Below are 23,561 nucleotides of genomic sequence, written 5' to 3' on the forward strand. Positions count from 1 at the left end.
TTTTCTGGGAGCGCGTTAGCCGGCGAAACCGCGAACACTTTCGCCTAATGCGCTCTACGCGGGCGAGGTTTGCCCCTCGCCACTCTTCTCGGCGGCTTCATACTCTTCGATCTGGCGCGCCGTCCACTCCGGCGACTTCGTGAAGCGCGCCAAGAGGTCATAGAACACCGGAACGATGAACAGCGTCAGCAGGGTCGCGAAGATCGAGCCGGTGAAGATCACCGAGCCGATGGTCTTGCGGCTTCCCGCGCCAGCGCCTGCCCAGAGCATTAGCGGCAAGGCCCCCATGGCGGCCGAGACCGAGGTCATGATGATGGGACGCAGGCGCAGGGCCGCCGCCTCGATCACCGCCTCGCGCACGGTGAGGCCTTCGTCGCGCAGCTGATTGGCGAATTCGACGATCAGGATGCCGTTCTTGGTGGCGATGCCGATCAGGATGATCAAGCCGATCTGGCTGTAGGTGTTGATGGTCGAGCCCATGATCAGCAGACCGAATAGGCCGCCCAGCGCCGCCAGGGGCACGGTCAACATGATCACCGCGGGGTGGATCCAGCTTTCGAACTGGGCCGCCAGCACCAGGAACACAAGCAGCAGGGCCAGGCCGAAGGCGACGGCGATGCCGCCAGAGCCTTCCAGATAGTCCTTGGCCTGGCCGCCCCACTTGATGCTGATTCCGGGCGTCGGGCGTTGATCGGCTTCGTCCTTGAAGAAGCGCACGGCGTCCTCGACGGTGAAGCCGGGGTTCAGCTGGGTGGTCAGGGTCACCGAGCGCAGGCGGTCGACGCGCGGACGGTCCGGGGTGTCGCCGCGAAGCTGCGTGGTCACCACGGTCGACAGCGGCACCAGCGCGCCTGAATTTGTCCGCACCTGCAGCTGGTTCAGGTCCGCGACGCTGCGCCGTTGGTCGAGGTTGGTCTGCAGGATGACGTCGTATTCCTGGCCGTTCTTGATGTAGGTCGTGGCTTGGCGCGACCCGAACATGGTTTCGAGCGCCCGGCCAATCGACTGAGCCGAAACGCCCAGCGTGGCGGCCTTGTCCTGGTCGATCTGCACCGACAGGCGCGGCGAGGTGGGCTCGTAGTCGAGGCGCGGCCGCGCGAAGCCCGGATTACCCTGGGCGTCGGCCAGGATCGGCTTCAGCCAATTGGCCAGTTGGACGTAGTCGTTGCCGACGGCGATCAGGTCGACGTTCGTGCCGCCGCCCCCTCCGCCGCCGCCGCCGCGCTGGAACGGACCGCGCACGCTGGCGATGGCCCTCACGCTGGTGATCTTCGCGAGGTCCTTGTTCAGCTCGGCGGCCACCTGGTCGGCCGTCTTCTTGCGCTCGCCCCAAGGCTTCATCACGACGACGCTGTTGCCGCTGTTGAACGAGTTGCCGCCGAAACGCGGGATCGTCAGAATGACGCGCTCGGCGACGCCTTCCTGGCGGTATCGGTCGACGATCTTTTCAACCTGGAGGCCGATCCCCAGGGTGTAGTCGTAGCCCGCGCCTTCCGGCCCGTTGATCGACACGTCGACCCGGCCGCGGTCCTCGGGCGGGACCAGCTCCTTGGGCAGGCTCACGAACAACAGGGCCGCGAAGGCGGCGAGCACGACGACCATGCCGCCCGCTATGGCCGCCGACCAGCCGCCCAGGATGCTTTCCAGCGAGGCGCGGTACGAGTTCTTCAGCGCGTCCATGGCCTTGTCGACGCGGCGGGCCAGCCAGCCCTCGCCGTGCGCGGGGCGCAGCAGCTTTGACGCCATCATCGGCGACAGGCTGAGCGCCAGCAGGGCCGAGAAGCCGACGGCGGCGGCGATGGCGACAGCCAGCTCGACGAACAGGCGACCGATATAGCCGGGCAGGAACATCAGCGGCGCGAACACCGAGATCAGCACGATGGTGGTGGCGACGACGGCGAAAAACACCTGGCGGGTGCCGCGCTCGGCGGCGACGAGGGCGGGCTCGCCCTCGTCCACGCGACGCTGGATGTTCTCGACCACCACGATGGCGTCGTCGACGACCAGACCCACGGCCAGCACCAGGGCCAGCAGGGTCAAGAGGTTCAGCGAGAAGCCCAGCGGAGCCAGGACGATGAAGGTCGACAGGATGCAGATCGGCGCGACCAGCGAGGGGATCAGCGCCGAGCGCCAGCTGCCCAGGAAGATCAGATTGACCAGCACCACCAGGCTGATCGACAGGCCCATGGTGATCCAGACCTCGTGGATGGCCTCGGCGGTGAACATCGAGTTGTCCACGGCCACGACCATCTTGGTGCCGGCCGGCAGGCTCTCGTTGATGACCTCGACCTCCTTGCGGACGGCTTCGGAAATGGCGACGTCGTTGGCCTGCGACTGGCGGGTCAGGCCGATGCCGACCTGGTCGGTCCCGTTGCCACGGAACACCCGGCGACGCTCGTCCGCGCCCTCCTCGATACGCGCCACGTCGCCCAGGCGCAGCACGAAGCCGTTGGCGTCGGCCGCGCGCAGCGGCAGGCGGGCGAAGTCCTCGGGCTTGGCGTAGCTGCGGGCCACGCGGATGGTGAAGTCCTTGGACGCGCTTTCCAGCGAGCCGGCCGGCAGTTCCAGGTTCTGGGCGTTGAGGGCGTTCTCGACGTCGTCCACCGAGACGCCGCGGGCGGCCATCTCGTTGGCGTCCAGCCAGATCCGCATGGCGTAGATCTTGGCGCCGAACAGGTTGGCCTGGGCCACGCCGTCGATCGTCGACATCCGCTCGACCAGGTAGCGGTCGGCGTAGTCGGCCAGCTGCAACGGATCCAGCGTGGTCGAGGTCAGGTTCAGGATGATGATCGGCGACGAGTCGGCGTTCGCCTTGGCGATCTGCGGGGGGTCGGCCTGGTCGGGCAGGTTGCTGGTCACCCGGCTGACGGCGTCCCGCACGTCGTTGGCGGCGGCGTCCAGATCGCGATCGAGGTTGAAGGTGATGGTGATCTGCGAGCGACCGTCACGGCTGCTGCTGTTCACGCGGTCGATGCCCTGGATGCCGGCCACCTGACGCTCGATCACCTGGGTGATGCGCTCTTCGATGACCTCGGCCGAGGCGCCGCGATAGGTGGTCGAGATCGATACGACGGGCGGATCGACGTTCGGCAGCTCACGGATCGGCAACGACGAGAACGCCGCGAAGCCGATGACGCAGAGAATGATCGCCGCGACGGCGGCGAAGACGGGACGGCGGACGGAAAGGTCGGACAGCATCAGCCGGCCACGCCTTCGCGCTTCTTGCCTTCACCCGGCTTGCCGCCCCCTTGGCCGCCCCCCTGGCCGCCGCCAATCGCGGCGCCGTCCTGGATGCGGTTGAGGCCGTCGGCGACGATCCTGTCGCCGGCCTTCAGGCCGCCGCGGATCTCGACGAAGCCGCCCTGGGTGATGCCGGTTTCGACCTCGGTGCGGCGGGCGACCATGCCCTTGGGGCCCTTGGCGATGCGGTAGACCGAGGCTTGGCTGCCTTCGAACTCCACGGCCGCTTCGGGCACGGCGGGGGCGTTGCGCACGCCCTGGTCGATGGCGACCTTGACCAGCATGCCCGGCTTCAGGCGACCGCCGGCGTTGGGGAACTCGGCGCGGGCCTTGATGGCGCGGGTGGCGGGATCGATGCGGGTGTCGATCTGGGCGATCTTGCCCTGGAAGGTCTCACCCGGCAGGGCGTCGGGGCGCGCGGCGATCGGCAGGCCCACGCGCAGGGTCGAGAGGTAGCGGTCCGGCACCGAGAAGTCGACGCGGATCACCGAGGCGTCGTCCAGGCTGACGATCGGCGTGCCGGCGGCGATCAGCATGCCCGGCGCGACGTCAGAGATGCCAACGCGGCCCGAGAACGGCGCGCGCAGCACGCGGTCCAGCTTCTGAGCCTGGGCCGTGCCCACCGAGGCCTTGGCGACCTCCAGGGCCGACAGATACTGCTCGGCCGTGGCGCGCGGGGCGATACCCTTGTCGGCCAAGGTCTTCCAGCGCGTGTACTCGCGTTCGGCCTGGGCCAGGCGAGCCTTGGCCTCCGAGACGCCGGCGTCCTCCTGGTCGGCCTTGAGGGTGACCAGAACCTGGCCGCGCGAGACGGTCTGACCGTCGCTGAAATGCACGGAGGTGATCAGCTCCGGTGTATTGGAGGTGATCGTCACGGACTGACGGCCCTTGGCCGCGCCCAACACTTCGATCCGGTCGGTGAACGATTTTTCGCCCACCACCGCCTGCGAGACGGCGGTCGCCCGCCCGCCGCCGCCCGCGCCCGTGGCTTCCTTGTCGGCGAAGGCCAGCTTGAAGCCGCCCACGACCAGCATGAGGACGACGGCGGCCAGCGCCACCACGAGGAAGAAGTGCCTGCGGATCAAGAAAACGCTCCGGGCGCCGATGACTCGGCGAAGCTGATAAGTGCGGCGAGATATGCACCGCAGCCTAAAGCGGCGTCCAGTGACACGCGGATGACTGACTGTTGCAGCCCTGAAACAAGCTAGAGGCGGCGCCAGAAAGCGAGCACGACGCCACGATCGCGGGCGGTTTCGCGCCCGGAAAGCGTATCGCGCCAGCCGGCCTGGACGCTCCAATCTCCGAACGATCGGACGACGGAGAGTTCGGCCTTCAGCCAGCGTGAGCGGACCGGACCACGGTCGGCTTGACCGGCATAGGTCTGGGTCAGGATCAGCCAGTTCCGGGCCGGCCGAACGCCGAGGGTGGCGTCGATCCGGGTCTCGTCCGCCAGGCTCTGGCGCTTCAGTCGCGCGACTTGCAGGTCGACATAGACCTCGCGGCCCCGCCAAGCGCCCGAGCGGCCGTAGAGAACCCGCGCTTCCAGATCCAGGCTCCCCTGCCCTGGCGCGGCGTATCCGGCGTTGCGACCGGCCCCCGCTTCGCCGGCGCCCAGATAGACGGCAAGCGATGAGCGGTCGCCGCGCAGCACGGCCCACCGCAGACCCGCCTCGATCGGCCCGCGCCCGGAATAGTCCACCCACTGGTCATGACCGCGCGTGACCCCGGCCTTGGCCTGCAGCGTCAAGCGCGGGGTCAGGCCGCGCTCGACGAAGACCGACAGCGCCTCGTCGCGACGATGGCCGATGTCGACCAACGCGGTGTCCGGGCCGAAGCCCTCGTCGGCGCTGGTGCGCTCGTACTTGGCGATCAGCAGGGCGCGGCCCGGCTCGATCGGCCAGGCGCCCGCGTGGGCCGCCCCGCCCACGAACGAAAAAGCCGCCGCGATCGCCAGGACCGCGACGGCTTTCCAAACGCCCGAGACGAAGCCTAGTCCGCGTAGCCCGGCAGCTCGCGATCCAGCTTGCGCAGACAACCCGGCCAAGCCAGGCCGCCGATCATGCCCATGCCCATGCCGGTTTGCCTGCGCACCTCCTCCCGCGCCCCGTCGGGGGCCAGGAGGACGTTGTCGCGTCCGATCGACAGGGCCATGACCTGCTGGGTGCACGCGCGCTCCAGGAAAAACATCCCCAACCAGCACTCGGCCGCCGACGCCCCCACCGACAGCGTGCCGTGGTTGCGGAGCATCATCAGCTTCTTGGTCCCGAGATCGGCCACCAGCCGCTCCCGCTCGTCCAAGTTGAGCGCAATACCTTCATAATCGTGATAGGCGACTTGAGGCAAGACAATCAATGAATGTTGTGTCAGCGGCAGCAGACCCTCGGCATGCGCCGACACCGCCGTGCCCTGGTCGGTGTGCAGGTGCATGACGAAGTGGGCGTCCTCGCGCGCGGCGTGGATGGCCGAGTGGATCGTGAAGCCCGCCGGATTGATGTAGTACGGCGTCTTGTCGATGACATTGCCATCCAGATCGACTTTTACGAGGCAAGAGGCGGTCATCTCGCCGAAAAACATCCCGTACGGATTGATCAGGAAGTGATGCTCGGGACCCGGGATGCGGGCCGAGATGTGGGTGAAGATCATGTCGTCCCACCCGTGCAGGGCCACGAGACGATAGAGGGCGGCGAGATCGACCCGCGCCTGCCACTCCGCTTCGCTGACCTTGCCCTTCAGGGACGTCGTGGACAGAGCACCGTCGGCCATGGTGGGCCTCCCTAGGTTATCATTGTTGACTTAGAGCGTCGCGCCAGGGCCCAAACTCGTCAAGGGGGGCCGTCAAGAGGCAAGATAAACCCGCCTCACCGCTTGCCAGCCTCGTCGCGCCATCGGACCGTCCCTTCGAACGAGGGGACGAGTCGGAACCAATGCTGACCCTGCTGGGCGTGGCGGTGATCGTGCTGGGCTTCGCCCTGCGCTTCAATCCGCTGCTGGTCGTGATCGCCGCCGCCCTGACCTCGGGCCTGGCCGCCGGCCTGTCGCCGCTGGAGGTGCTGGCCGCCTTCGGCAAGGCCTTCAACACCAACCGTTATGTCAGCGTCGTCTGGCTCGTCCTGCCCGCCATCGGCCTGCTGGAGCGGGCCGGCCTGCAAGCCCAGGCGCGGGCCATGATCCGCTCGATCCAGGCCGCCACCACCGGGCGGATCCTGCTGGTTTACCTCGCTTTGCGCCAGATCACCGCCGCCCTGGGCCTGGTCTCGATCGCCGGCCAGGCCCAGACCGTCCGCCCCCTGGTCGCCCCCATGGCCGAGGCCGCCGCCGAGCCCCTGGACGACGATCAGCGCGAGAAGGTCAAGGCGATGACCGCCGCCACCGACAATGTCGGGCTCTTTTTCGGCGAGGACATCTTCCTGGCCATCGGTTCGATCCTGCTGATCGTCGGTTTTCTCGATCAGAGCGGCATCACCGTGGAGCCGCTGCGCCTGTCGATGTGGGCGATCCCCTCGGCGATCGCGGCCTTCGTGATCCATGGCGGCCGGCTCTTGCTGTTCGACAGGAAGCTCAAAGCATGATCGGCCTGCCGCTCGTCTATCTGCTGGCCGGCCTGATGTTCGCGGCCTTCGCCGGCCTCGGCGCCGCCGACCGCGAGAACCCCAAGCGCTTCGGCAACGCCGCCTTCTGGGGCCTGTTCGCCCTGAGCTTCCTGTTCGGCGATCTCTTCGGCGACCTGGGCAACGGCTTCCTGGCCTTGGCCCTGGCCCTGATCGCCGGGACCGGCCAGCTGGGCGTCGGCGCGCCCAAGACCACCTCACCCGAGGAACGCGAGAGCCTGGCCGCCACCTACGGCGCGCGCCTGTTCGTCCCGGCCCTGGTCATTCCCGTGCTGGTCCTGATCGGCTCGCTGAGCCTGAAGCGCCTGTCGTTCGTCGACCCCAAACAGGCGACGCTGATCTCCCTGGCCTTCGCCGCCCTGGTCGCGGCGATCCTGGCCAAGGTCATGTTTCGCCAGCCAGCCTCCGCGCCCTTGCAGGAAGGCCGCCGGCTGATGGACCTGGTCGGCTGGGCCGCCTTGCTGCCGCAGATGCTGGCGGCCCTGGGCGCGGTGTTCGCCGTCGCGGGCGTGGGCAAGACCATCGGCGAGCTGGCCGTGCAGCTGACCCCCGTCGACAGCCGCTTCGCCGCCGTCGCCGCCTATTGCCTGGGGATGGCGGTGTTCACGGTGATGATGGGCAACGCCTTCGCCGCCTTTCCGGTGATGACCGGCGGCATCGCCCTGCCCCTGGTCATCGGCCGTTTCGGCGGCGATCCGGCCGTGGTCTGCGCCATCGGCATGCTGTCGGGCTTCTGCGGCACGCTGCTGACGCCGCTGGCCGCCAATTTCAACCTTGTGCCGGCGGCGCTGCTACAGTTGAAGGACCGCTACGCCGTGATCCGCGCCCAGGCGCCGACCGCGGTGCTGATGCTGGTCGTCAATGTGGTGCTGATGAACGCCCTCGCCTTTCACAAATGAGCCTCGCCCGCTCCACCGCCTCGCGTTTCGCCAAGATCGCTCTGGGCCACCTGACCCGCGAATATCCCAACAAGCTGGATCACGTGATGGCGGGACCGGATGACGTCCGCTCGCCGCGCGACCTGCACCCGATCTTTTTCGGCAGCTTCGACTGGCACTCGTGCGTCCACGGCTACTGGCTGCTGGCCACCCTGCTGCGCCTGCGCCCCGAAATGCCCGAGGCGGACACGATCATCGCCCTGTTCGACGACGCCTTCACCGATGCGAAGGTCGTCGGCGAGGTCGCCTATCTGGCCCGCCCGGAGAGCCGCGGCTTCGAGCGTCCCTATGGCTGGGCCTGGAGCCTGATGCTGCAGGCCGAACTGCTGCGCCACGCCCGCCCCTGGGCCGCGACCCACGCGCCGCTAGCCGCCGCCTTCAAGGCGCGGTTCGAGGCCTTCCTGCCGATCGCCGACTATCCGGTCCGCACCGGCACGCATTACAATACCGCCTTCGCCCTGGTCCTGGCCTACGAATATGCCGAGATGACCGGCGACCAGGCCTTCTTCGACCTGCTGCGAAGCCGAGCCGTCGTCTGGTACGGCCAGGACGCCGCCTGCCCGGCCTGGGAGCCTTCCGGCGACGACTTCCTCTCGCCCGCCCTGATCGAGGCCGAGGCGATGCGCCGCCTGCTCTCGCGCGAGCGGTTCGAGCTGTGGTTCCCGCGTTTCCTGCCCGACCTGGCCCAGAAGCAACCCGCGACCCTGTTCGCCCCCGCCCGGGTCAGCGACCGCGGCGACGGCAAGATCGCCCACCTGGACGGCCTGAACCTGTCTCGCGCCTGGTGCTGGCGGACCCTGGCCGCCACCATGTCCGAGGTCGACCCGGCCAAGCCTCTCGCGATCAACGCCGCCCTGAACCACCTGGCGGCGGCCATTCCGCACGTCTCTGGCGACTATATGGGCGAGCATTGGCTAGCCACCTTCGCCCTGCTGGCGCTTGAAAACGGCTAGGGCGTGCAACCCTCGCGATTATCTCACTTGCACGAATGTCCGCACACGGTTTACAATCGTTGACAATGCAAGGCAGCGGGTTCGCGTTAAGGATGAACGCGCGCTCGAGCTCAGGGGCGCGTTTCTAGTTCGGGGAGTTCGTCGTCATGCCTGACGCCGCCCACTGCCAGCGTATAGAAATCACCCACGTCTCCGAAGGCTGGGTCGTCACCGAAGGCGGCCGATTAGCCGGCCACTTCGACAGTGTCGAAACCGCCTACAAACAGGCCCTCGCCATCTGCGGCGACCTGTTCGAACGCGGCGTGCCCTCCAAGGTCTACCAACTGCCAGTCTTGGCCTGAGACTTCAGGCCTGAGATTGAGACCGACGCGAGGAGAAAGCCGCGGCCTTCTCACGCGCAACGAAGCGTGCGGGCAAGCGCGCGCGCGAATACGCATCGCGGAAGGCTGTCCGACAGCGGCCGCTTTCAACTTCAGCGAAGGGTGGTGAGCGGTCTTAAGCGCGCCCCATCCATATCGTCCTGCCGCCTGCGTCCTCTAGCGGCGTGACGTCTGAAAAGCCCAGCCGCGACCAGAAGTCGATCGCGCGTGCGTTCGCCCTATTGGTCGCTATGTGCATCGACTTGCAGCCACCGGTGACGCTCAGATTAATCCAGGCCTCGTACATTCGCCGACCGATACCTTGGCCCTGAAGTCTCGGGAGCAGGTTGAGGTGCATGTGCATAGGAAAGCGAGCGGCCACGCTGGGCGGCGCGTGCTCTGGCTTGTGGATCACCGCGATCCTGCGCTCGTCCGCCGTGGGTTCGCGGGTCGATAAAGCGGGCTGGGGATAGAGTAGCCGGAGCGACGGCCACCAACTTTCCTCAAGGACTCGCTGCCACACTTCCGTGTCGCCTGCGCCGACGGCGTAGCCCGCAACCCCCTCGCTGTCCTCTACGACCAACGCCAACTCGGGTTGGAGAGTGGCATAGGGCGCCGCGTAGATGTGCCCCATCAATCTGGGGTCGGAGTAGAGATGCGCCGCGTCACTGCCCCGGTCACCTGTCGCCATAGATATTGCATAGAGCGCATCAAGGTCTGACGGCGCATACGGCCGAATTGCGATCATCGCCGAATGGGTCCTAGGGCCGATACCCTCGCCGCTGCACCGTTCTCCGAATGAACCAAAGGTGGAGTGCATGCGCACAAACGAAGACCATCGCCACGAAGAAGTTCACAGGGACGACAAGGTCCTCTTGACCTGCTCTGGGCTCCAGGAAGGCCGTTAGTGCAACGATGGCTGCGAGGCAGACGCCAGCCAAGATGGGCGTGAAGGCAAGAGCCGTCCGGCGCGGCGCGGTCCAGTTCACAGAGCCATCCAGCCCCCATTGCATGGGTAGCCGAGGTTCCATTTTGCACCGGTGGTTTGCGCGTAATGACATCGCGAATAGAAGCGCAATCGCGAAGAATGAAACCGCGCCAGAGATCAATACCTGTTGCATCGATGGTGCCTTTTCCCGGCGCGGTAAGCAGAGAAGGCGGTCCACATGGTGGCCGCCCCTATAACAAACATCGCACCGAGACCTTCAGCGAACTGGGCCAGAACAAATGCGATGCCCGCAATCGCGAGCGCAACAGCAAGATACACCCACATTGGAAACATCGGCGACCTCCGTAATGCGCGGGACGATACGCCCCAAAGTTGTTCGGAGCAACGTTTGCTACGGCCGTCTGTTCGTGGCGGTGAAGTCCGCCATGGGTCGGGATAGGAAGTCGGCGCGACCGCTGGTAGCTGACACGGCTTGGCGCCCGCTGCGAGGTTTGGCTTTAAATCAACCCCGCCGAAACCTCGACCACGGCCCGTTCCAAAGACCAAACCGCAAGCCTTTACAATCGTTGACAATCGCCAAGCGCTGGTAAGGCTAACATATTCACCGGGGACTGATTTGCCGCGCTTGGGATGGCGCGGTTTGCCGGAGCCACCACATGGCCCAGATCACGCGTAACCAGTTGCGTACCGAAGTCCGGACCTACCTTCTGGTCAGCGCGAGCGCCTTCGCCCTGGGCTTGATCATCGGCTTCGTCAGCCTGGGCGGGCTCTCCTAGTTACTTAGAAGAGCCTCAGTCGCCCCGGTCGCCCTTCATCAGACGGGCCTTGTCACGCGCCCAGTCGCGCGCGGCCTCGGTCTCACGCTTGTCGTGGTTCTTCTTGCCCTTGGCCAGGCCGATCTCCAGCTTGGCCAGGCCCTTGTCGTTCCAATAGAGCTTCAGCGGGATCATCGTCCGGCCGTCGCGCTGGACCGCGCCGATCAGCTTGTCGATCTGCTTGCGATGCAGCAGCAGCTTACGGTGCCGACGCGGTTCGTGGTTGAACCGGTTGGCGTGGCCGTAGGGCGGGATGTCGGCGTTGATCAGCTTGATCTCGCGCCCTTCGACCGACGCATAGGACTCGGCGATGTTGGCCCGGCCGACGCGCAAGCTCTTCACCTCGGTGCCGGTCAGCATGATGCCGGCCTCGAAGACCTCCTCGATGAAGTAGTCGTACCGGGCGCGCCGGTTCTCCGCGATCGGCTTGGTCATTAATCGATACCGGCCTCGCGCATGGCCTCGATGATCGTCGGGCGCACGGCGTCGGCGCACGGGACGATCGGCAGGCGAACGTCTTCCGAGCACAGGCCCAGATGGGCCAGGGCGAACTTGGTCGGGGCCGGCGAGCTGTCCAGGAACAGGGCCTTGTGCAGGCGCACCAGGCGGTCCTGCCAGTAGAGGCCGGTTTCCCACTGGCCCTGCATGCAGGCGTTCATGAAAGCCGCGCAGGCGTCCGGGGCGACGTTCGAGGTCACCGAGATCACGCCGTGGCCGCCGTGGGCCATGTAGCCCAGGGCCGTCGGGTCATCGCCCGTCAGCAGCACCCAGTCGGGACCGCACAGCAGGCGCTGCATGCTGATCCGGGTCAGGTCGCCGGTGGCGTCCTTGATCCCGATGACGTTGGGCAGCTTGGACAGGCGCGCCAGGGTCTCGTTGGAGATGTCGACGCCCGTACGGCCCGGCACGTTGTAGACGAACACCGGCAGCTCCACGGCGTCGTTGATCGCCTTGTAGTGCTGGTACATGCCCTCCTGGCTGGGGCGGTTGTAGTACGGGGTCACGACCAGGCAGGCGTCGGCGCCGACGGCCTTGGCGTGGGCGGCCAGTTCGATGGCTTCGTCGGTCGAGTTCGAGCCCGCGCCGGCGATGACCGGCACCCGGCCGGCCGTGGTCTTCACGCACAGCTCGACGACACGCTTGTGCTCGTCATGCGACAGGGTCGAGGTCTCGCCGGTGGTGCCGACCGGCACGAGGCCGTGGACGCCGCCCGAGATCTGGCGCTCCACCAGGGCCACGAATGCTTTTTCGTCCACCTCACCGTCGCGGAACGGCGTGACGAGGGCCGGAATGACGCCCTTGAAGTGAGACTGGACCATGACTTGCAAATTGCCGTGAGCAGACGCCGCATCGGTTGCGGCAGGATGATGGGGGCGGACAATATGTCCCTGCCCCTCGGTCCCGCAATGGGCGCCTCAAGGCAGGTGCGGGATTTGATGGGCCAAGCGGTTGCGGTCAAGCCCCGCCAACCGCTCTTAAACCTATTAGGGCCTGAATCGTCGCATAGGGGACGGCTCTAGATTCGAGTACAAGGCCTTTCGGGGGCCCGTGATGGAGAGTGCTTTGGCTTCAGTGGCGCGTCGGATTTTGCTCGGGGGAGCCTGCATCGTGGCCTTGGTCGTGGGGGCCGCTGACGCCCAGACGACGGCCGGCTACGCCACGCCTGGCCAGAACCCCGGCCTGATCACCACCCCGCCGACCGCCGTTCCCAGCCCCCTGTCGGACACCGACTCGGCCAATCTGCGGACCTCGCTGGCCGCCTCGAAGCGCGGCGACGTCTCGGGCGCGCGCATGGCCATGGACAGCCTTCAGGACCCGATCGCCAGGAAGATCGCCCAGTGGGCGTTCGTCGACAACAACGCCGAGGCCCTGAGCTTCTTCGAACTGGACGCCGCCCGCCGCGATCTCGCCGGCTGGCCGCGCGGCGCCCGTCGCGACGCCGCCGCCGAGAAGACCCTGTCGACCTCGGGCCTTGATCCGGCCCGCATCATCGCCTGGTTCGGCGGCGCTGAGCCCGCCACCGCCGACGGCGCCATGGCCCTGGCCAGCGCCTATCAGGCCACCGGCAAGACCCAGCAGGCGACCGACCTGATCCGCCGCACCTTTCGCGACAAGGTGTTCGAGCTCGACGTCCAGCGCGGCATGATCGCCCGCTTCGGCGGCATGCTCACCGCCGACGACTACAACCGCCGCGCCGACATCCTGCTGTACGGCCAGCAAGGCCCGGCCGCCCGCGACATGGTCGCCATGCTGTCCGAGACCCAAGCGGCCGCCGCCCGCGTGCGCATGGCCTACCGCTCCAATTCCAGCAGCGCCAACACGCTGTACAACGGCCTGACGCCGGATCTGCAGGCCTCGCCGGGCGTGGTGTTCGAGCGCGCCGCCTATCTGCGCCGCGCCGGCATGGACACCCTGGCCCTGCCGATGGTGGTCAACTTCCCCGTCCCGCCGACCGAGGAAGCCTCGACCGCCATCTGGCGGGAGCGCAAGCAGTTGGTCGTCTCGGCGCTGAAATCAGGAAACAGCGCCGCCGCCTACGCCGCCGCCGACAACACCCAGGCCCTGGCCCCGGCCGACATCGCCGAAAGCGAGTTCTACGCCGGCTGGATCGCCCTGACCCGGCTGAAGAACGCCGACGCGGCCGCCGCCCACTTCGCCCAGATCGCCGCCGTCGGCGCCTCGCCGATCACCCGCGGCCGCGCCCTCTACTGGCAGGGCCGCGCGGCCGAGGCGCAAGGCGACCTGATCGCCGCCCAAGCCTTCTACTCCGAGGGCGCGCGCTACATCACCACCTTCTATGGCCAGCTGGCCGCCGAGAAGGCCGGCGTCAAGGAACTGCGCCTGGACCGCGACCCGGTCATCACCCAGGCCGACCGCGCGCGCTTCTATGGTCGGGAACAGGTGCGCGCCGCGCGGATCCTGGCCGATATCGGGCAACGCGACCTCTTCCGCGGCCTGGTGCTCTATATCGACGACACCTTGCCCAACGCCGAGGAGTCGGCGCTGCTGGTCGACTTGGCGCGTGGTTATGGCGACCAGGACCTGGCCATGCGCGCGGTCCGCACCGCCGCCCAGCGCGGCATGATCCTGGCCGAGCGGGGTTATCCGCTGCTGGACCACCATTTCACGCCCGGTCCGGGCGCGGCCGAGACCGCCTTCGTCTATTCGATCTCGCGCCAGGAAAGCAATTTCGACCCGGCCGCCCGCTCCGGCGTCGGCGCGCGCGGCATGATGCAGCTGATGCCCGCGACCGCCTCGCTGGTCGCGCGAAAGCTGGGCGAGAACCATTCGATCGATCGCCTGGGCGAGGCCTCGTACAACATGCGCCTGGGCTCGGTGTATCTGGGCGACATGATCAACGGCTTCCGCGGCTCGTACATCATGGCCGCGGCCGCCTATAACGCCGGTCCTGGTCGCCCCGCCGCCTGGGCGGGCCTGTGCGGCGACCCGCGCGGCGCCGGCACCGATCCGCTGGACTTCATCGAGTGCATCCCGTTCTCCGAGACCCGCAACTACGTGATGCGGACCCTGGAGACGACCATGGTCTACCGCGCCCGCCTGAATGGCGGCGTCAGCCCGCTGACCCTTTCGTCCGACCTCAAGCGCGGCGGTTATGTCTACATCCCGTCGGTGGCCTCGGCCGACACGGCGACGGCGCAGCCTTAAGCCCGGCGGGCGGCGAGCACTGGGCCGGCCTCGGTCTCCACCAGTTCGCCGTCCAGCCGGAAGACGTGCCCGAGGATGAACCGCGACAGCGCCTCGCGCGGGGGCCCCTCGGCGACAAGGCAGCCGTGGTCGACGACGACGATGCGGTCGCAGGCGCGGGCCGCCAAACCCAGGTCGTGCAGGGTCACCACCACCGCCGCGCCCTTCCCGGCCTCGGCCCGCAGCAGGTCCAGCGTCAGCAGCTGGGCGTCTGGATCCAGGCCCGCCACCGGCTCGTCGGCGACCAGCAGGGGCGCGCGGGTCGCCAGCAGGCGCGCCAGCAGCACCCTGGCCCGCTCGCCGCCCGACATGTCCAGCACGCCGCGGTCGGCCAGCGCCTCGGCGCCCACGCGGTCGAGGCACTCCAGCGCCAGGGCGTCGGCGACCTCGTCGGCGAGGTCGCTCGCCCCCAACGCCGCGACCATGCGGGCCGGCAGGTTCCAGGCCACGCGGCGGTCCTGCGGCAGATAGCCGACCAGCCTGGCGCGATCGTCCGGCTTCAGCCGCGCCAGCGCCTTGCCCGACAGCCGCGCCTCGCCCGCCGACAACGGCAGCAAACCCAGGCCCGCCCGCAGCAAGCTGGTCTTGCCGGCGCCGTTGGGACCGACCACGCCGACCACCTCGCCCGCCGTGACGGTCAGGGACGCGGCCTCCAGCACCGTCTCGCGGCCCTGGCGCGCGGTCAGCCCCTCCAGGGTCCAGACGCTCATGCCCGCCAGCTCCGCGAGGCTCGCCAGGCCAGCAGGGCGAAGGCCGGCGCGCCGAACAGGGCCGTGACCACGCCCAGTTTCAGCTCCTGCTCGGTCGGGATCAGGCGGGCGGCCAGATCGGCCAGCACCAGCAGCAACGCCCCGGCCAGCGCCGAGGGCCACAGGATCCGACGGGGATCGTCCTTGACCAAGGCGCGCACCAGGTGCGGCGCGGCCAGGCCGACGAAACCGATCACGCCCGCCGCCGCCACGGCCGCGCCCGTCAGCAGCGCCGAGCCAGCGACGGCATAGACCCTCAGGCGCGCCATCGGCAGTCCCGACATCCGCGCGGCCTCCTCGCCCAGGGTCAGCATGCGAAGCCCCCGCCCAGCCCGGACGCAGAGGGCCGCGCCCAGCGCCATCGGGACCAGGGCCCGCAGGGCGTCCATCCCGTCGCGGTTCTCGACCGAGCCCATCAGCCAGGCCAGGATCTCGGCCGTCGTGACTGGCGAGGGCGACAGGTTGAAGACCAACGCCGTCAGCGCGCCACCGAAGGCCGACAGGGCCACGCCGAACAGGATCAGCGCCTCGGGCTCGCGAAAGCGCGCGGTCAGGGCGACGACCACGACCCCGGCGACCAGCGCCCCGACCAGCGCCGAGACCTCGATCGCGCCGGGCAGGACCGTCAGCCCGGCCGAGATCGCCAGGGCCGCGCCCAGCCCCGAGACGGCCGACACGCCCAGCACGCCGGGATCGGCCAGAGGATTGCGCAGCAGCCCTTGCATGGTCGCGCCCGCCAGGCCCAGCGCCGCCCCGACCAGGGCCGCGACGGCCACGCGGGGCGCGCGGATGGTCCACAGCACTTCGCCCGGCGGCGAGGCCGGATGGCTCAGGGCCCGAGCGTACTGGGCCAAGGCCAGCGGCGTCTCGCCCAGCGACACGGCCAGCGCCGTCAAGCCGGCCAGGGCCAGCAGCATCAGGAGACAGAGGCGGGTCACGCTCATCGCGCGGCCTTGGCCAGCATTTCGGAGCCCTCGGCCGCGAACCAGCCCGGGCAGCCGACCACCGCTCCCGGCAAGGAGGCCACGGTCCGGGTCGCCACCACCTTTTGCAAGGCGGCGTGACGGCCGGGACCCCAGCGGTCTGAACCGGCGCGGATACGGTCGAACAGACCCAGCACCACGGCCGTCGGCGGCTGCATGACCATCCGCTCCAGCGACACCGGCGCGAAATACGGATCCTTGGTGGCGTTCGAATAGCCGGCGCTCTTCAGCATGGCGTCGATCAGGGTGCCCGAGCCGGCCGTGAAGCCGCCCGGGGTCAGGTACAGCGCGGATCGCCCCTTCCCCGCCCTGGCCGAGCGGGCCAACCGGGCGTCCATGCGGGCGATGATCGTCTCGCCCTCGGGGCGGCGGTCCAGGGCGGCGGCGACCTTGCGGACATTGACCCGCAGACCGTCGAAATCGGTGGCGTCGTCCAGGGCGACGGTGGTGATGTTCTTCTTTTCCAAGGCCTTGGAGAGCCGCGCGTCGCCGCCCCACAGGCGCACCACCACATCGGGTCGCGCCGCCACCAGGCTCTCGAGCGTCGCCCGCCGCAGCGGCAGGCCGCCGGCGTGATCCCGCATGTAGCTGTCGCGGGAGACGGCGCGGTGCGAGAGGCCGACGATGGTCTCGCGCGGGGCCAGGGCCAGCACATACTGGTCGGCGCAGGAGTCCAGCGACATGACGCGCGGGGCGGCGAGCGCCGCCGCGGGCGCGAACGTCATCGCCGCCACAAGCGCCAGCAAAGCCTTGACGGCGTTCACGAAATCAGTCCGTGACCAGACCATAAAGCAGGCCGTCCAGCATCACCTTCATCAGGTGATCGGGATCAGACCAGCCGCGCGAAGGCTTGGTGATCAGCAGCGAGACCAGGCCATGGCAACCGCTCCACAACACCTCGGCCGCCTCGACCGCCGAGCCCGAGCGCAGGCGCCCCTGGGCGGCGATCTGGTGCACCGGCTCGCTGAACTTCTCGAAGCAGCGGTCGCCCAGCGCCATGACGTCGGCGCTCTTGTCCGACGAGACGTGTTCTCCCGTGCTGCAGAACACCAGCTGGTAGGTGTTGGGATTATCGAGAGCGAACTTCATGTACGCCTCCAGCATCACCCGCACCCGCGAGACCGGATCGATCGGCTGGGCCGCGATCTGCGTGTTCAGTTCCAGCAGCCGCTCGATGGCGTCGTTGCTGATTTCCAGCAGGATCTGGTCCTTGTCGCGAAAGTGCATGTAGAGCGCCGTCGACGACACCCCCACCGCATCGGCGATCTTGCGGATGGTCGCGCCGGAATAACCTTCGGCGATGAAGATCTTCTCGGCCGCCGCCAGGATCTCGCCTCGACGCAAGTGTCCGTCGCCCTTGGGCTTTCGCGCGGATTTGTGAGGCTTCTTCAGAACGACCGTCACGGACTTGGCTTCCCCTGCGTTTCCCCGGTTCGACACTAAACGGGAATCACTCAGACGTCGCAAGAACGTGCGTGGCAGGAGAATTTCGGGCGAGCCCGCCCTCGCGCGCGCGAGGAACACGTCCCAAAACGCGCATTTTTCCATTTGACAGCCTTTGGTTGTGATTCCGTTATGCACGCCGTTGGGGCGACCGCCACCTGAACAGAGGTAGGCAGAGACATCATGGCGCGCGAAGAAAGACGGCTGGACCTTGGGTCCACGCCGATGGGCGGACCTGCGTCCGTAGGGCAAGCCGGACCGGTCGAGATCCGGGCGCGCGATGGGGCGCACCAGACGCTGTCGCGTGGGCAGGCGGGGCTCATCGCCCTGGCCGGCTTCCTGGCGGCGTTTGGCTTGGCGCTGGATCCGACCAGCGCGATGACGGCGATCCATCACCTGTTCTTCGGCGTCTTCCTGCTGGGCGGGGCGACACGCCTGGCGGCGGCCTGCACGCCGCTGCCGCCGGCCTTGTCGCCGCGGCTGGCCGACGCGGACCTGCCGAGCTACACGGTCATCGCCCCGCTCTACCGCGAGGCCGAGGTCGTGGCCGAACTGGTCCAGAACCTGTCGGCCATCGACTATCCGCGCGATCGTCTCCAGGCCTTGATCGTGCTGGAGGCCGACGACGAGATCACCAAGGCCGCCGTCCGCGCCATCGCCCTGCCCGCCTTCGTCCAGGTGCTGATCGCCCCGCCTGGCACGCCCAAGACCAAGCCCCGCGCCTGCAACCACGCCCTGGACCGGGCGCGGGGCGAACTGGTCGTCATCTACGACGCCGAGGATATGCCCGATCCGGGCCAGCTGCGGGAGGCCGCCGCCCGGTTCGCCGCCTCGGACGCGCGCCTGGCCTGCTTGCAAGCGCCGCTGCGGATCGAGGATCCGGGCTTCTCGCTGTTCCTGCCCTCGCAGTTTCGGCTGGAATACGCCGCGCACTTCGAGGTGCTGCTGCCGGCCCTGGCGCGCTGGGGTCTGGCCTTTCCGCTGGGCGGCACCAGCAATCACTTCAAAACCGCGCTACTGCGCCGGATCGGCGGGTGGGATCCCTACAACGTCACCGAGGACGCGGATGTCGGCTTTCGCCTGGCGGCCGCCGGCTATCGCCTGGGCGTGATCAGCCGCCCCACCTGGGAGACTGCTCCGACCACGGCCGAGCAGTGGTTCCCGCAGCGGGCCCGCTGGATCAAGGGCCACATGCAGACCCTGGCCGTCCACGCGCGCGGGCCCGTGCCGCTTCAACCGCGGAACGCGGCGGCGCTCGTCCTGACTCTGGCCCAGTCGGTCGCTTCCTCGCACCTGCATGGGCCGGTGATGGTCGTGGCGATCGCGGCGGCGATCATCGACTACCTGCCCGACGCGGCCTTCGGCATCCCGGCCTGCGACCTGATGCTCTACGCCCTGGGCTGGGGCTCGGCGGCGATGGCCGGGGCGCGCGGCGTGATGCGGGCCGGCGGCCAGCCCAAGTCGCTGCACCTGCTGGGCATGCCCCTCTACTGGCTCATGCAGAGCGCCGCGGCGGTCAAGGCGCTGCACCAGTTCATCACGGCGCCGCACCGCTGGGACAAGACCCGGCACACGCCGCGCTCTGGACCTCCCCACCTGTAAAAAGGTATGGGCGGGCGATGGCTCCGAAGATCGCTCCCGCCCCCATCGTCATGCGCACCACCGGCTGGGCCGACTACGCCCTGCTGGACAGTGGTAACGGCAAGAAGCTGGAGCGCTATGGCCGCTACACGGTCGTGCGCCCCGAACCGCAGTGCTTCTGGGCTCCGCGCCTGGATCAGAAGGTCTGGGACAACGCCGACGCCGTCTTCGATCCCAGCGACGAGGACGAGGCCGGCCGCTGGCGCTTCAAGGGCAAGCCGATCGAGAAGTTCGACCTGGGATGGGGCGGCGCCAAGTTCCACGGCCAGTTCACGCCCTTCCGCCATCTGGCCTTCTTCCCCGAGCAGGCCGCCAACTGGGCCTGGCAGGACGAACGCGTCCGGGCGCTCTGCAAGACGTCAGCCCCTCAGCCCAAGATCCTGAATCTGTTCGGCTATACCGGCGTGGCCTCGCTGGTCTGCGCCGCCGCCGGCGCGGCCGTCACCCATGTGGACGCCTCCAAGAAGTCGGTCGGCTTCGCGCGCGAGAACGCCGCCTTCGCCGGGCTCGCCGACAAGCCGATCCGCTGGATCGTCGAGGACGCCCGCAAGTTCGTGGCCCGCGAGGTCCGGCGCGGCAACACCTATGACGGCATCATCCTGGACCCGCCCAAGTTCGGCCGCGGCGCCGACGGCGAGGTCTGGCGCCTGTTCGAAGACCTGGCCGCCCTGACCAAGGACTGCGCCGCCCTCCTCTCGGAAGACGCCTCGTTCCTGCTGATGAACGCCTATGCCGCCCGTGTCTCGGGCGCGGCGATGTCGGGGCTGCTGGCCCAGGAGCTGGGCGGTCGCGGCGGCGTCATCGACTGGGGTGAGCTTTCCCTGGTCGAGGAAAAGGGCGACCGCCAGATCGGCCTGTCGTTCTTCGCCCGCTGGTCTGCCCAAGACAAGATGGGTGAAGGGTGACGGCGATGAACACCAAGACCGTCACCTCCCTGACCAACAACACCGTCAAGGCCGTCCGCGCCCTCCACATGCGCAAGGAGCGGGAAGAGAGCGGCCTGTTCCTGGCCGAGGGTCTGAAGATCGTCATCGAGGCGATCGACTGCGGCCACGCGCCCAAGATCGTCATGTACGGCCCCGACGCGGCCGACCACCCGATGCTGAAGAAGGCTGTCGCGTCTTGCCTGACGGCCGGCGGCGAAGTCATCGAGGTCAATCGCGAGATCCTGGAAAAGGTCTCGCGCCGCGACAACCCGCAGGCGGTGGTCGCCGTCTTCAGCCAGGTCTACACGCCGCTGTCGGCCATCGTGCCCGAGAGCGCGCCGTGCTGGGTCGCCATGCAGGCCGTCCGCGATCCGGGCAACCTCGGCACCGTTATCCGCACCGCCGACGCGGCCGGCTGCGGCGGCGTGATCCTGGTCGGCGACTGTGTCGACCCCTATTCGGTCGAGGGCGTGCGCGCGACCATGGGCTCGATCTTCGCGGTGAAGATCGCCAAGGCCACCATCCCCGAGTTCCTGGCCTGGCGCGAGACCTGGCCCGGCAGCGTGGTCGGCACCCTGCTGACCGCCACGGTCGACCACAAGAGCGCCGACTACGTGAAGCCGTCGCTGATCCTGATGGGCAACGAGCAGCAGGGCCTGCCGCCCGAGCTGGCCGCCGCCTGCGACGTCAACGTCAAGATCCCGATGCGCGGCCGCGCCGACAGCCTGAACCTATCGGTGGCCACGGGGATCATGATCTACACGGTCACGGGCTAGGTTCCCCGAGGCTTCGCCCGTGTCGTCGGGGCCGCCGCCGCCGGATCATCAGGCCAGACGTGGCGGGGATAGCGCCCCTTCATCTCGACCTTCACCTCGCGCCAGGAGCCCTTCCAGAAGCCCGGCAGGTCGCGGGTGATCTGGATCGGCTTGTGGCCGGGCGACAGTAGCGACAGCACCAGCGGGACCTTGCCGCCGGCGATGCTGGGGTGCTCGGTCAGGCCGAACAGCTCCTGCACACGAATGTCGATGCGTGGCCCGGCCTCGGCGGCGTAGTCGATGGCCACCGTGGTGCCGGTCGGGGCTTGAAAGCGGGCTGGCAGCATCTGGTCGACTTGTCGCTGCAGGTCCCAGGGGACCAGCGAGCGGATCGCGCCGTCCAGGCTGTTTTCGTCGATGCTGCCCAGCGACGAGCGACCGTGCAGCAGTGGCTCCAGCCATTCGTCCAGGCGCGCGATCAGGGCGGCGTCCGAGAGGTCGGGCCAGGCCGCGTCATCCAGCGCCTTCAGGAAAGCGATCCGGCTGCGGAAGCTCTGCACGCCCTGCCCCAGCCGTAGACCCGAAAAGCCCTGGTCGCGGACCTGGTCCATCAGCGCGCCGGCGATCATCGCCGGGTCGGGGTTCTCGATCAGGCGCTCGGCCAAAACGAGCTTGCCCAGGCGCAGCAGGCGTTTGGCCCGGACCTTGCCGCCGGCGGTCTCCAGGCGGTCCTCGGCGACCAGGCGGTCGGCGAAGGCCTCGCGCAGGTCGGCCTCGTCGACGGCGGCCGCCAGCAGGATGCGGTCACGGCTGTCGCCGCCACCCAACTCGCCCACCGCCAGCCAGGCCTCGCGAGCCAGAGGATCGGTCGGTTCGAGATAGACGCCGCGCCCGCCGGCCAGCTGGAACTCGCCGGGCTTGCCGCGCGCCTTGGCCACCCGCTCGGGATAGGCCTCGGCCAGCATCAGGCCGATTTCCAGTTCCTTGGCGCCGGATTTCCGCCCCGCCGCGCGGCTCCAGCGCTCGACCAGGGCCATGGCGTCGCGGCTTCTCGGCGAGCGGTCGCGGTGCAGATTTTCGAGCCGCCTGCGCAGGTCGACATCTTTCCCGCCCAGGCCTTGCTCGGTCAGCAGGGCGGCGATCTCCGCGCCCTCGCGAGCCTGGCCCGAGGCGGCGGCGCGGACCACCATATGCGCCAGGCGCGGCGGCAGCGGCATCTCGGCCAGGGCCTTGCCGTGGACAGTCAGATCGCCTGATGCGTCCAGCGCCTGGATGCGGGTGAGCAAGGTGCGCGCCTCGGCGAAGGCGGCGGCCGGCGGCGGGTCCAGGAAGGTGAGACCGGAAGGATCGCGCGCGCCCCAACGGGCAAGGTCCAGGGCCAGGCGCGACAGGTCGGCCTCCAGGATCTCGGGCCGCGCGAAGGCCGGCAGCGACCGGGTCTCGGGCTCGTCCCACAGGCGGTAGCAGACACCCGGCTCGGTACGGCCGGCGCGGCCCCGGCGCTGGTCGGCGGCGGCGCGGCTGACGCGGACGGTCTCCAGCCGGGTGATGCCCGAGGCGGGATCGTAGCGCGGCACGCGGGCCAGGCCAGCGTCGATCACGACCCGGACGCCTTCGATGGTCAGGCTGGTCTCGGCGATCGAGGTCGCCAGCACCACCTTGCGGCGGCCCGCCGGCGCTGCGCTGATGGCGCGGTCCTGCACGGCGGGTTCGAGCGCGCCATAAAGCGGGGCGACATCGACATCGGGCCGGCGCAAGCGCTCGTTCAGCCAGCTCTCGGCGCGGCGAATCTCGCCCTGGCCCGGCAGGAAGACCAGGATCGAACCGCCCTCCTCCGCCAAGGCGCGCTCGACGGCGCGGCCGACGCGTTCTTCCAAACGCTGGCGCTCGTCGCGGCCGAGGTAGCGGGTGTCGACCGGGAACATCCGCCCCTGGCTCTCGACCACCGGCGCGTCGTTCAGCAGGGCCGAGATCCGGGCGCCGTCCAGAGTCGCCGACATGATCAGCAGGCGCAGGTCGTCGCGCAGCACGCTCTGGACGTCGCGGGCGAAGGCCAAGCCAAGGTCGGCGTCCAGGCTGCGCTCGTGGAACTCGTCGAACAGCACGGCAGCGACGCCGTCCAGGCCCGGATCGTCGAGAATCATCCGTGTGAAGACGCCCTCGGTGACAACCTCGATCCGAGTGCGGGCCGACACCTTGGACTGCAGGCGCACGCGAAAGCCGACCATCTCACCGACGGATTCGCCCAGGTTGGCGGCCATGCGCGAGGCGGCGGCGCGGGCGGCCAGGCGGCGCGGCTCCAGGACGATGATCTTTCGCCCTTGCACCCACGCCTCTTCCAGCAGCGCCAAGGGCACGGCCGTGGTCTTGCCCGCGCCGGGCGGCGCGACGAGAACGGCGGTCTCCCGCTGTGCAAGGGCGCCTTTCAGCGCGGGAAGGGCCTCGAAAATGGGCAACATCGCGCCCGCTTTAGCGGTCACGCCACCTCGCGCCAAGC

The 23,561-nt window shown here is 68.7% G+C and carries 21 protein-coding genes; 9 read left to right on the forward strand and 12 right to left on the reverse strand.

The features are described from left to right. Window positions 1-54: 54 nt before the first annotated feature. The 4 genes from ACW173_RS22065 to ACW173_RS22080 all read right to left on the reverse strand — a co-directional run bounded on the left by ACW173_RS22065 (window position 55) and on the right by ACW173_RS22080 (window position 6,003). Window positions 55-3,198, reverse strand: coding sequence for an efflux RND transporter permease subunit (locus ACW173_RS22065; RefSeq protein WP_492082164.1), 3,144 nt, complete (start codon window positions 3,196-3,198; stop codon window positions 55-57). Then, a complete protein-coding gene (locus tag ACW173_RS22070) occupies window positions 3,198-4,325 on the reverse strand; it encodes an efflux RND transporter periplasmic adaptor subunit (protein WP_492082165.1) in 1,128 nt (375 codons plus the stop codon). The genes ACW173_RS22065 and ACW173_RS22070 overlap by 1 nt, the downstream gene beginning before the upstream one ends. Window positions 4,326-4,444: 119 nt before the next feature. Beyond that, the gene (locus ACW173_RS22075; protein WP_492082166.1) at window positions 4,445-5,167 is read right to left on the reverse strand and encodes a hypothetical protein; all 723 of its coding nucleotides are present in this window, start codon (window positions 5,165-5,167) and stop codon (window positions 4,445-4,447) included. A gap of 62 nt (window positions 5,168-5,229) precedes the next feature. Continuing rightward, window positions 5,230-6,003: a class II aldolase/adducin family protein gene (locus ACW173_RS22080; RefSeq protein WP_492082167.1), complete on the reverse strand. Its 774-nt coding sequence runs from the start codon at window positions 6,001-6,003 to the stop codon at window positions 5,230-5,232. A gap of 161 nt (window positions 6,004-6,164) precedes the next feature. Here ACW173_RS22080 and ACW173_RS22085 point away from each other — a divergent pair, with 161 nt between their 5' ends. The 4 genes from ACW173_RS22085 to ACW173_RS22100 all read left to right on the forward strand — a co-directional run bounded on the left by ACW173_RS22085 (window position 6,165) and on the right by ACW173_RS22100 (window position 9,080). Continuing rightward, the gene (locus ACW173_RS22085; RefSeq protein ID WP_492082168.1) at window positions 6,165-6,809 is read left to right on the forward strand and encodes a DUF969 domain-containing protein; all 645 of its coding nucleotides are present in this window, start codon (window positions 6,165-6,167) and stop codon (window positions 6,807-6,809) included. After that, the gene (locus ACW173_RS22090; protein WP_492082169.1) at window positions 6,806-7,747 is read left to right on the forward strand and encodes a DUF979 domain-containing protein; all 942 of its coding nucleotides are present in this window, start codon (window positions 6,806-6,808) and stop codon (window positions 7,745-7,747) included. Before ACW173_RS22085 ends, ACW173_RS22090 begins: the two co-directional genes overlap by 4 nt. After that, window positions 7,744-8,739 carry a DUF2891 domain-containing protein gene (locus ACW173_RS22095; RefSeq protein WP_492082170.1) on the forward strand — a complete coding sequence of 332 codons (996 nt, stop codon included), beginning with the start codon at window positions 7,744-7,746 and terminating at the stop codon, window positions 8,737-8,739. The genes ACW173_RS22090 and ACW173_RS22095 overlap by 4 nt, the downstream gene beginning before the upstream one ends. A gap of 146 nt (window positions 8,740-8,885) precedes the next feature. Beyond that, window positions 8,886-9,080, forward strand: a complete 195-nt coding sequence (locus ACW173_RS22100) for a hypothetical protein (protein WP_492082171.1) — start codon at window positions 8,886-8,888, stop codon at window positions 9,078-9,080. Window positions 9,081-9,234: 154 nt separating this feature from the next. Here the strand turns inward: ACW173_RS22100 and ACW173_RS22105 are convergent, their stop codons facing one another. Continuing rightward, window positions 9,235-9,918 (reverse strand): GNAT family N-acetyltransferase, encoded by a 684-nt coding sequence (locus ACW173_RS22105; RefSeq protein ID WP_492082172.1) that lies wholly within the window; start codon window positions 9,916-9,918, stop codon window positions 9,235-9,237. Between the two features lie 785 nt (window positions 9,919-10,703). On the opposite strand from ACW173_RS22105, the gene ACW173_RS22110 reads away from it, so the two are divergent. After that, on the forward strand, window positions 10,704-10,823 hold the full coding sequence (locus tag ACW173_RS22110; RefSeq protein ID WP_492082173.1) for a hypothetical protein: 120 nt from the start codon (window positions 10,704-10,706) through the stop codon (window positions 10,821-10,823). 15 nt (window positions 10,824-10,838) lie between these two features. Here ACW173_RS22110 and smpB read toward each other — a convergent pair whose 3' ends face one another. Together smpB and dapA are read right to left on the reverse strand one after the other, a co-directional pair. After that, on the reverse strand, window positions 10,839-11,297 hold the full coding sequence (gene smpB, locus ACW173_RS22115; RefSeq protein ID WP_252630248.1) for an SsrA-binding protein SmpB: 459 nt from the start codon (window positions 11,295-11,297) through the stop codon (window positions 10,839-10,841). Next, entirely contained in the window at window positions 11,297-12,181 is an 885-nt protein-coding gene (gene dapA, locus ACW173_RS22120; protein ID WP_492082174.1) for a 4-hydroxy-tetrahydrodipicolinate synthase, read from the reverse strand. Before dapA ends, smpB begins: the two co-directional genes overlap by 1 nt. 244 nt (window positions 12,182-12,425) lie before the next feature. On the opposite strand from dapA, the gene ACW173_RS22125 reads away from it, so the two are divergent. Then, window positions 12,426-14,528 carry a lytic transglycosylase domain-containing protein gene (locus ACW173_RS22125; protein ID WP_492082175.1) on the forward strand — a complete coding sequence of 701 codons (2,103 nt, stop codon included), beginning with the start codon at window positions 12,426-12,428 and terminating at the stop codon, window positions 14,526-14,528. On the opposite strand, the gene ACW173_RS22130 is transcribed toward ACW173_RS22125, so the two are convergent. From ACW173_RS22130 to ACW173_RS22145, 4 genes are read right to left on the reverse strand one after another with little or no spacing between them, the layout of a single operon-like run. Further along, window positions 14,525-15,277 carry an ABC transporter ATP-binding protein gene (locus tag ACW173_RS22130; RefSeq protein WP_492082176.1) on the reverse strand — a complete coding sequence of 251 codons (753 nt, stop codon included), beginning with the start codon at window positions 15,275-15,277 and terminating at the stop codon, window positions 14,525-14,527. The genes ACW173_RS22125 and ACW173_RS22130 overlap by 4 nt on opposite strands. After that, complete coding sequence (locus tag ACW173_RS22135) at window positions 15,274-16,314, reverse strand: FecCD family ABC transporter permease (protein ID WP_492086038.1); 1,041 nt, start codon at window positions 16,312-16,314, stop codon at window positions 15,274-15,276. Before ACW173_RS22135 ends, ACW173_RS22130 begins: the two co-directional genes overlap by 4 nt. Then, window positions 16,257-17,063 carry an ABC transporter substrate-binding protein gene (locus ACW173_RS22140; RefSeq protein WP_492082177.1) on the reverse strand — a complete coding sequence of 269 codons (807 nt, stop codon included), beginning with the start codon at window positions 17,061-17,063 and terminating at the stop codon, window positions 16,257-16,259. Before ACW173_RS22140 ends, ACW173_RS22135 begins: the two co-directional genes overlap by 58 nt. A gap of 4 nt (window positions 17,064-17,067) precedes the next feature. Continuing rightward, window positions 17,068-17,703 carry a TetR/AcrR family transcriptional regulator gene (locus ACW173_RS22145; protein ID WP_492082178.1) on the reverse strand — a complete coding sequence of 212 codons (636 nt, stop codon included), beginning with the start codon at window positions 17,701-17,703 and terminating at the stop codon, window positions 17,068-17,070. Between the two features lie 222 nt (window positions 17,704-17,925). Between ACW173_RS22145 and ACW173_RS22150 the strand changes: the two genes are divergently transcribed. From ACW173_RS22150 to ACW173_RS22160, 3 genes are read left to right on the forward strand one after another with little or no spacing between them, the layout of a single operon-like run. Next, window positions 17,926-19,344, forward strand: coding sequence for a glycosyltransferase (locus tag ACW173_RS22150; protein ID WP_492082179.1), 1,419 nt, complete (start codon window positions 17,926-17,928; stop codon window positions 19,342-19,344). 17 nt (window positions 19,345-19,361) lie between these two features. Beyond that, the gene (locus tag ACW173_RS22155; protein ID WP_492082180.1) at window positions 19,362-20,288 is read left to right on the forward strand and encodes an RsmD family RNA methyltransferase; all 927 of its coding nucleotides are present in this window, start codon (window positions 19,362-19,364) and stop codon (window positions 20,286-20,288) included. A gap of 5 nt (window positions 20,289-20,293) precedes the next feature. Beyond that, entirely contained in the window at window positions 20,294-21,085 is a 792-nt protein-coding gene (locus ACW173_RS22160) for a TrmH family RNA methyltransferase (RefSeq protein WP_492082181.1), read from the forward strand. Here ACW173_RS22160 and hrpB read toward each other — a convergent pair. Next, window positions 21,082-23,523 carry an ATP-dependent helicase HrpB gene (gene hrpB / locus ACW173_RS22165; RefSeq protein ID WP_492082182.1) on the reverse strand — a complete coding sequence of 814 codons (2,442 nt, stop codon included), beginning with the start codon at window positions 23,521-23,523 and terminating at the stop codon, window positions 21,082-21,084. The two genes, ACW173_RS22160 and hrpB, sit on opposite strands and share 4 nt — an antisense overlap. Window positions 23,524-23,561: the final 38 nt, after the last annotated feature.

The sequence above is a fragment of the Caulobacter sp. ALps2 genome (assembly GCF_058681635.1).

Coding starts and splice junctions, on each gene's coding strand:
- ACW173_RS22065 (WP_492082164.1), bottom strand. CDS start 3,198: ATGCTGTCCGACCTTTCCGTCCGCCGTCCCGTCTTCGCCGCCGTCGCG.
- ACW173_RS22080 (WP_492082167.1), bottom strand. CDS start 6,003: ATGGCCGACGGTGCTCTGTCCACGACGTCCCTGAAGGGCAAGGTCAGC.
- ACW173_RS22085 (WP_492082168.1), top strand. CDS start 6,165: ATGCTGACCCTGCTGGGCGTGGCGGTGATCGTGCTGGGCTTCGCCCTG.
- ACW173_RS22090 (WP_492082169.1), top strand. CDS start 6,806: ATGATCGGCCTGCCGCTCGTCTATCTGCTGGCCGGCCTGATGTTCGCG.
- ACW173_RS22095 (WP_492082170.1), top strand. CDS start 7,744: ATGAGCCTCGCCCGCTCCACCGCCTCGCGTTTCGCCAAGATCGCTCTG.
- ACW173_RS22100 (WP_492082171.1), top strand. CDS start 8,886: ATGCCTGACGCCGCCCACTGCCAGCGTATAGAAATCACCCACGTCTCC.
- ACW173_RS22105 (WP_492082172.1), bottom strand. CDS start 9,918: ATGCACTCCACCTTTGGTTCATTCGGAGAACGGTGCAGCGGCGAGGGT.
- ACW173_RS22110 (WP_492082173.1), top strand. CDS start 10,704: ATGGCCCAGATCACGCGTAACCAGTTGCGTACCGAAGTCCGGACCTAC.
- smpB (WP_252630248.1), bottom strand. CDS start 11,297: ATGACCAAGCCGATCGCGGAGAACCGGCGCGCCCGGTACGACTACTTC.
- dapA (WP_492082174.1), bottom strand. CDS start 12,181: ATGGTCCAGTCTCACTTCAAGGGCGTCATTCCGGCCCTCGTCACGCCG.
- ACW173_RS22130 (WP_492082176.1), bottom strand. CDS start 15,277: ATGAGCGTCTGGACCCTGGAGGGGCTGACCGCGCGCCAGGGCCGCGAG.
- ACW173_RS22150 (WP_492082179.1), top strand. CDS start 17,926: ATGGCGCGCGAAGAAAGACGGCTGGACCTTGGGTCCACGCCGATGGGC.
- ACW173_RS22155 (WP_492082180.1), top strand. CDS start 19,362: ATGGCTCCGAAGATCGCTCCCGCCCCCATCGTCATGCGCACCACCGGC.
- ACW173_RS22160 (WP_492082181.1), top strand. CDS start 20,294: ATGAACACCAAGACCGTCACCTCCCTGACCAACAACACCGTCAAGGCC.
- hrpB (WP_492082182.1), bottom strand. CDS start 23,523: ATGTTGCCCATTTTCGAGGCCCTTCCCGCGCTGAAAGGCGCCCTTGCA.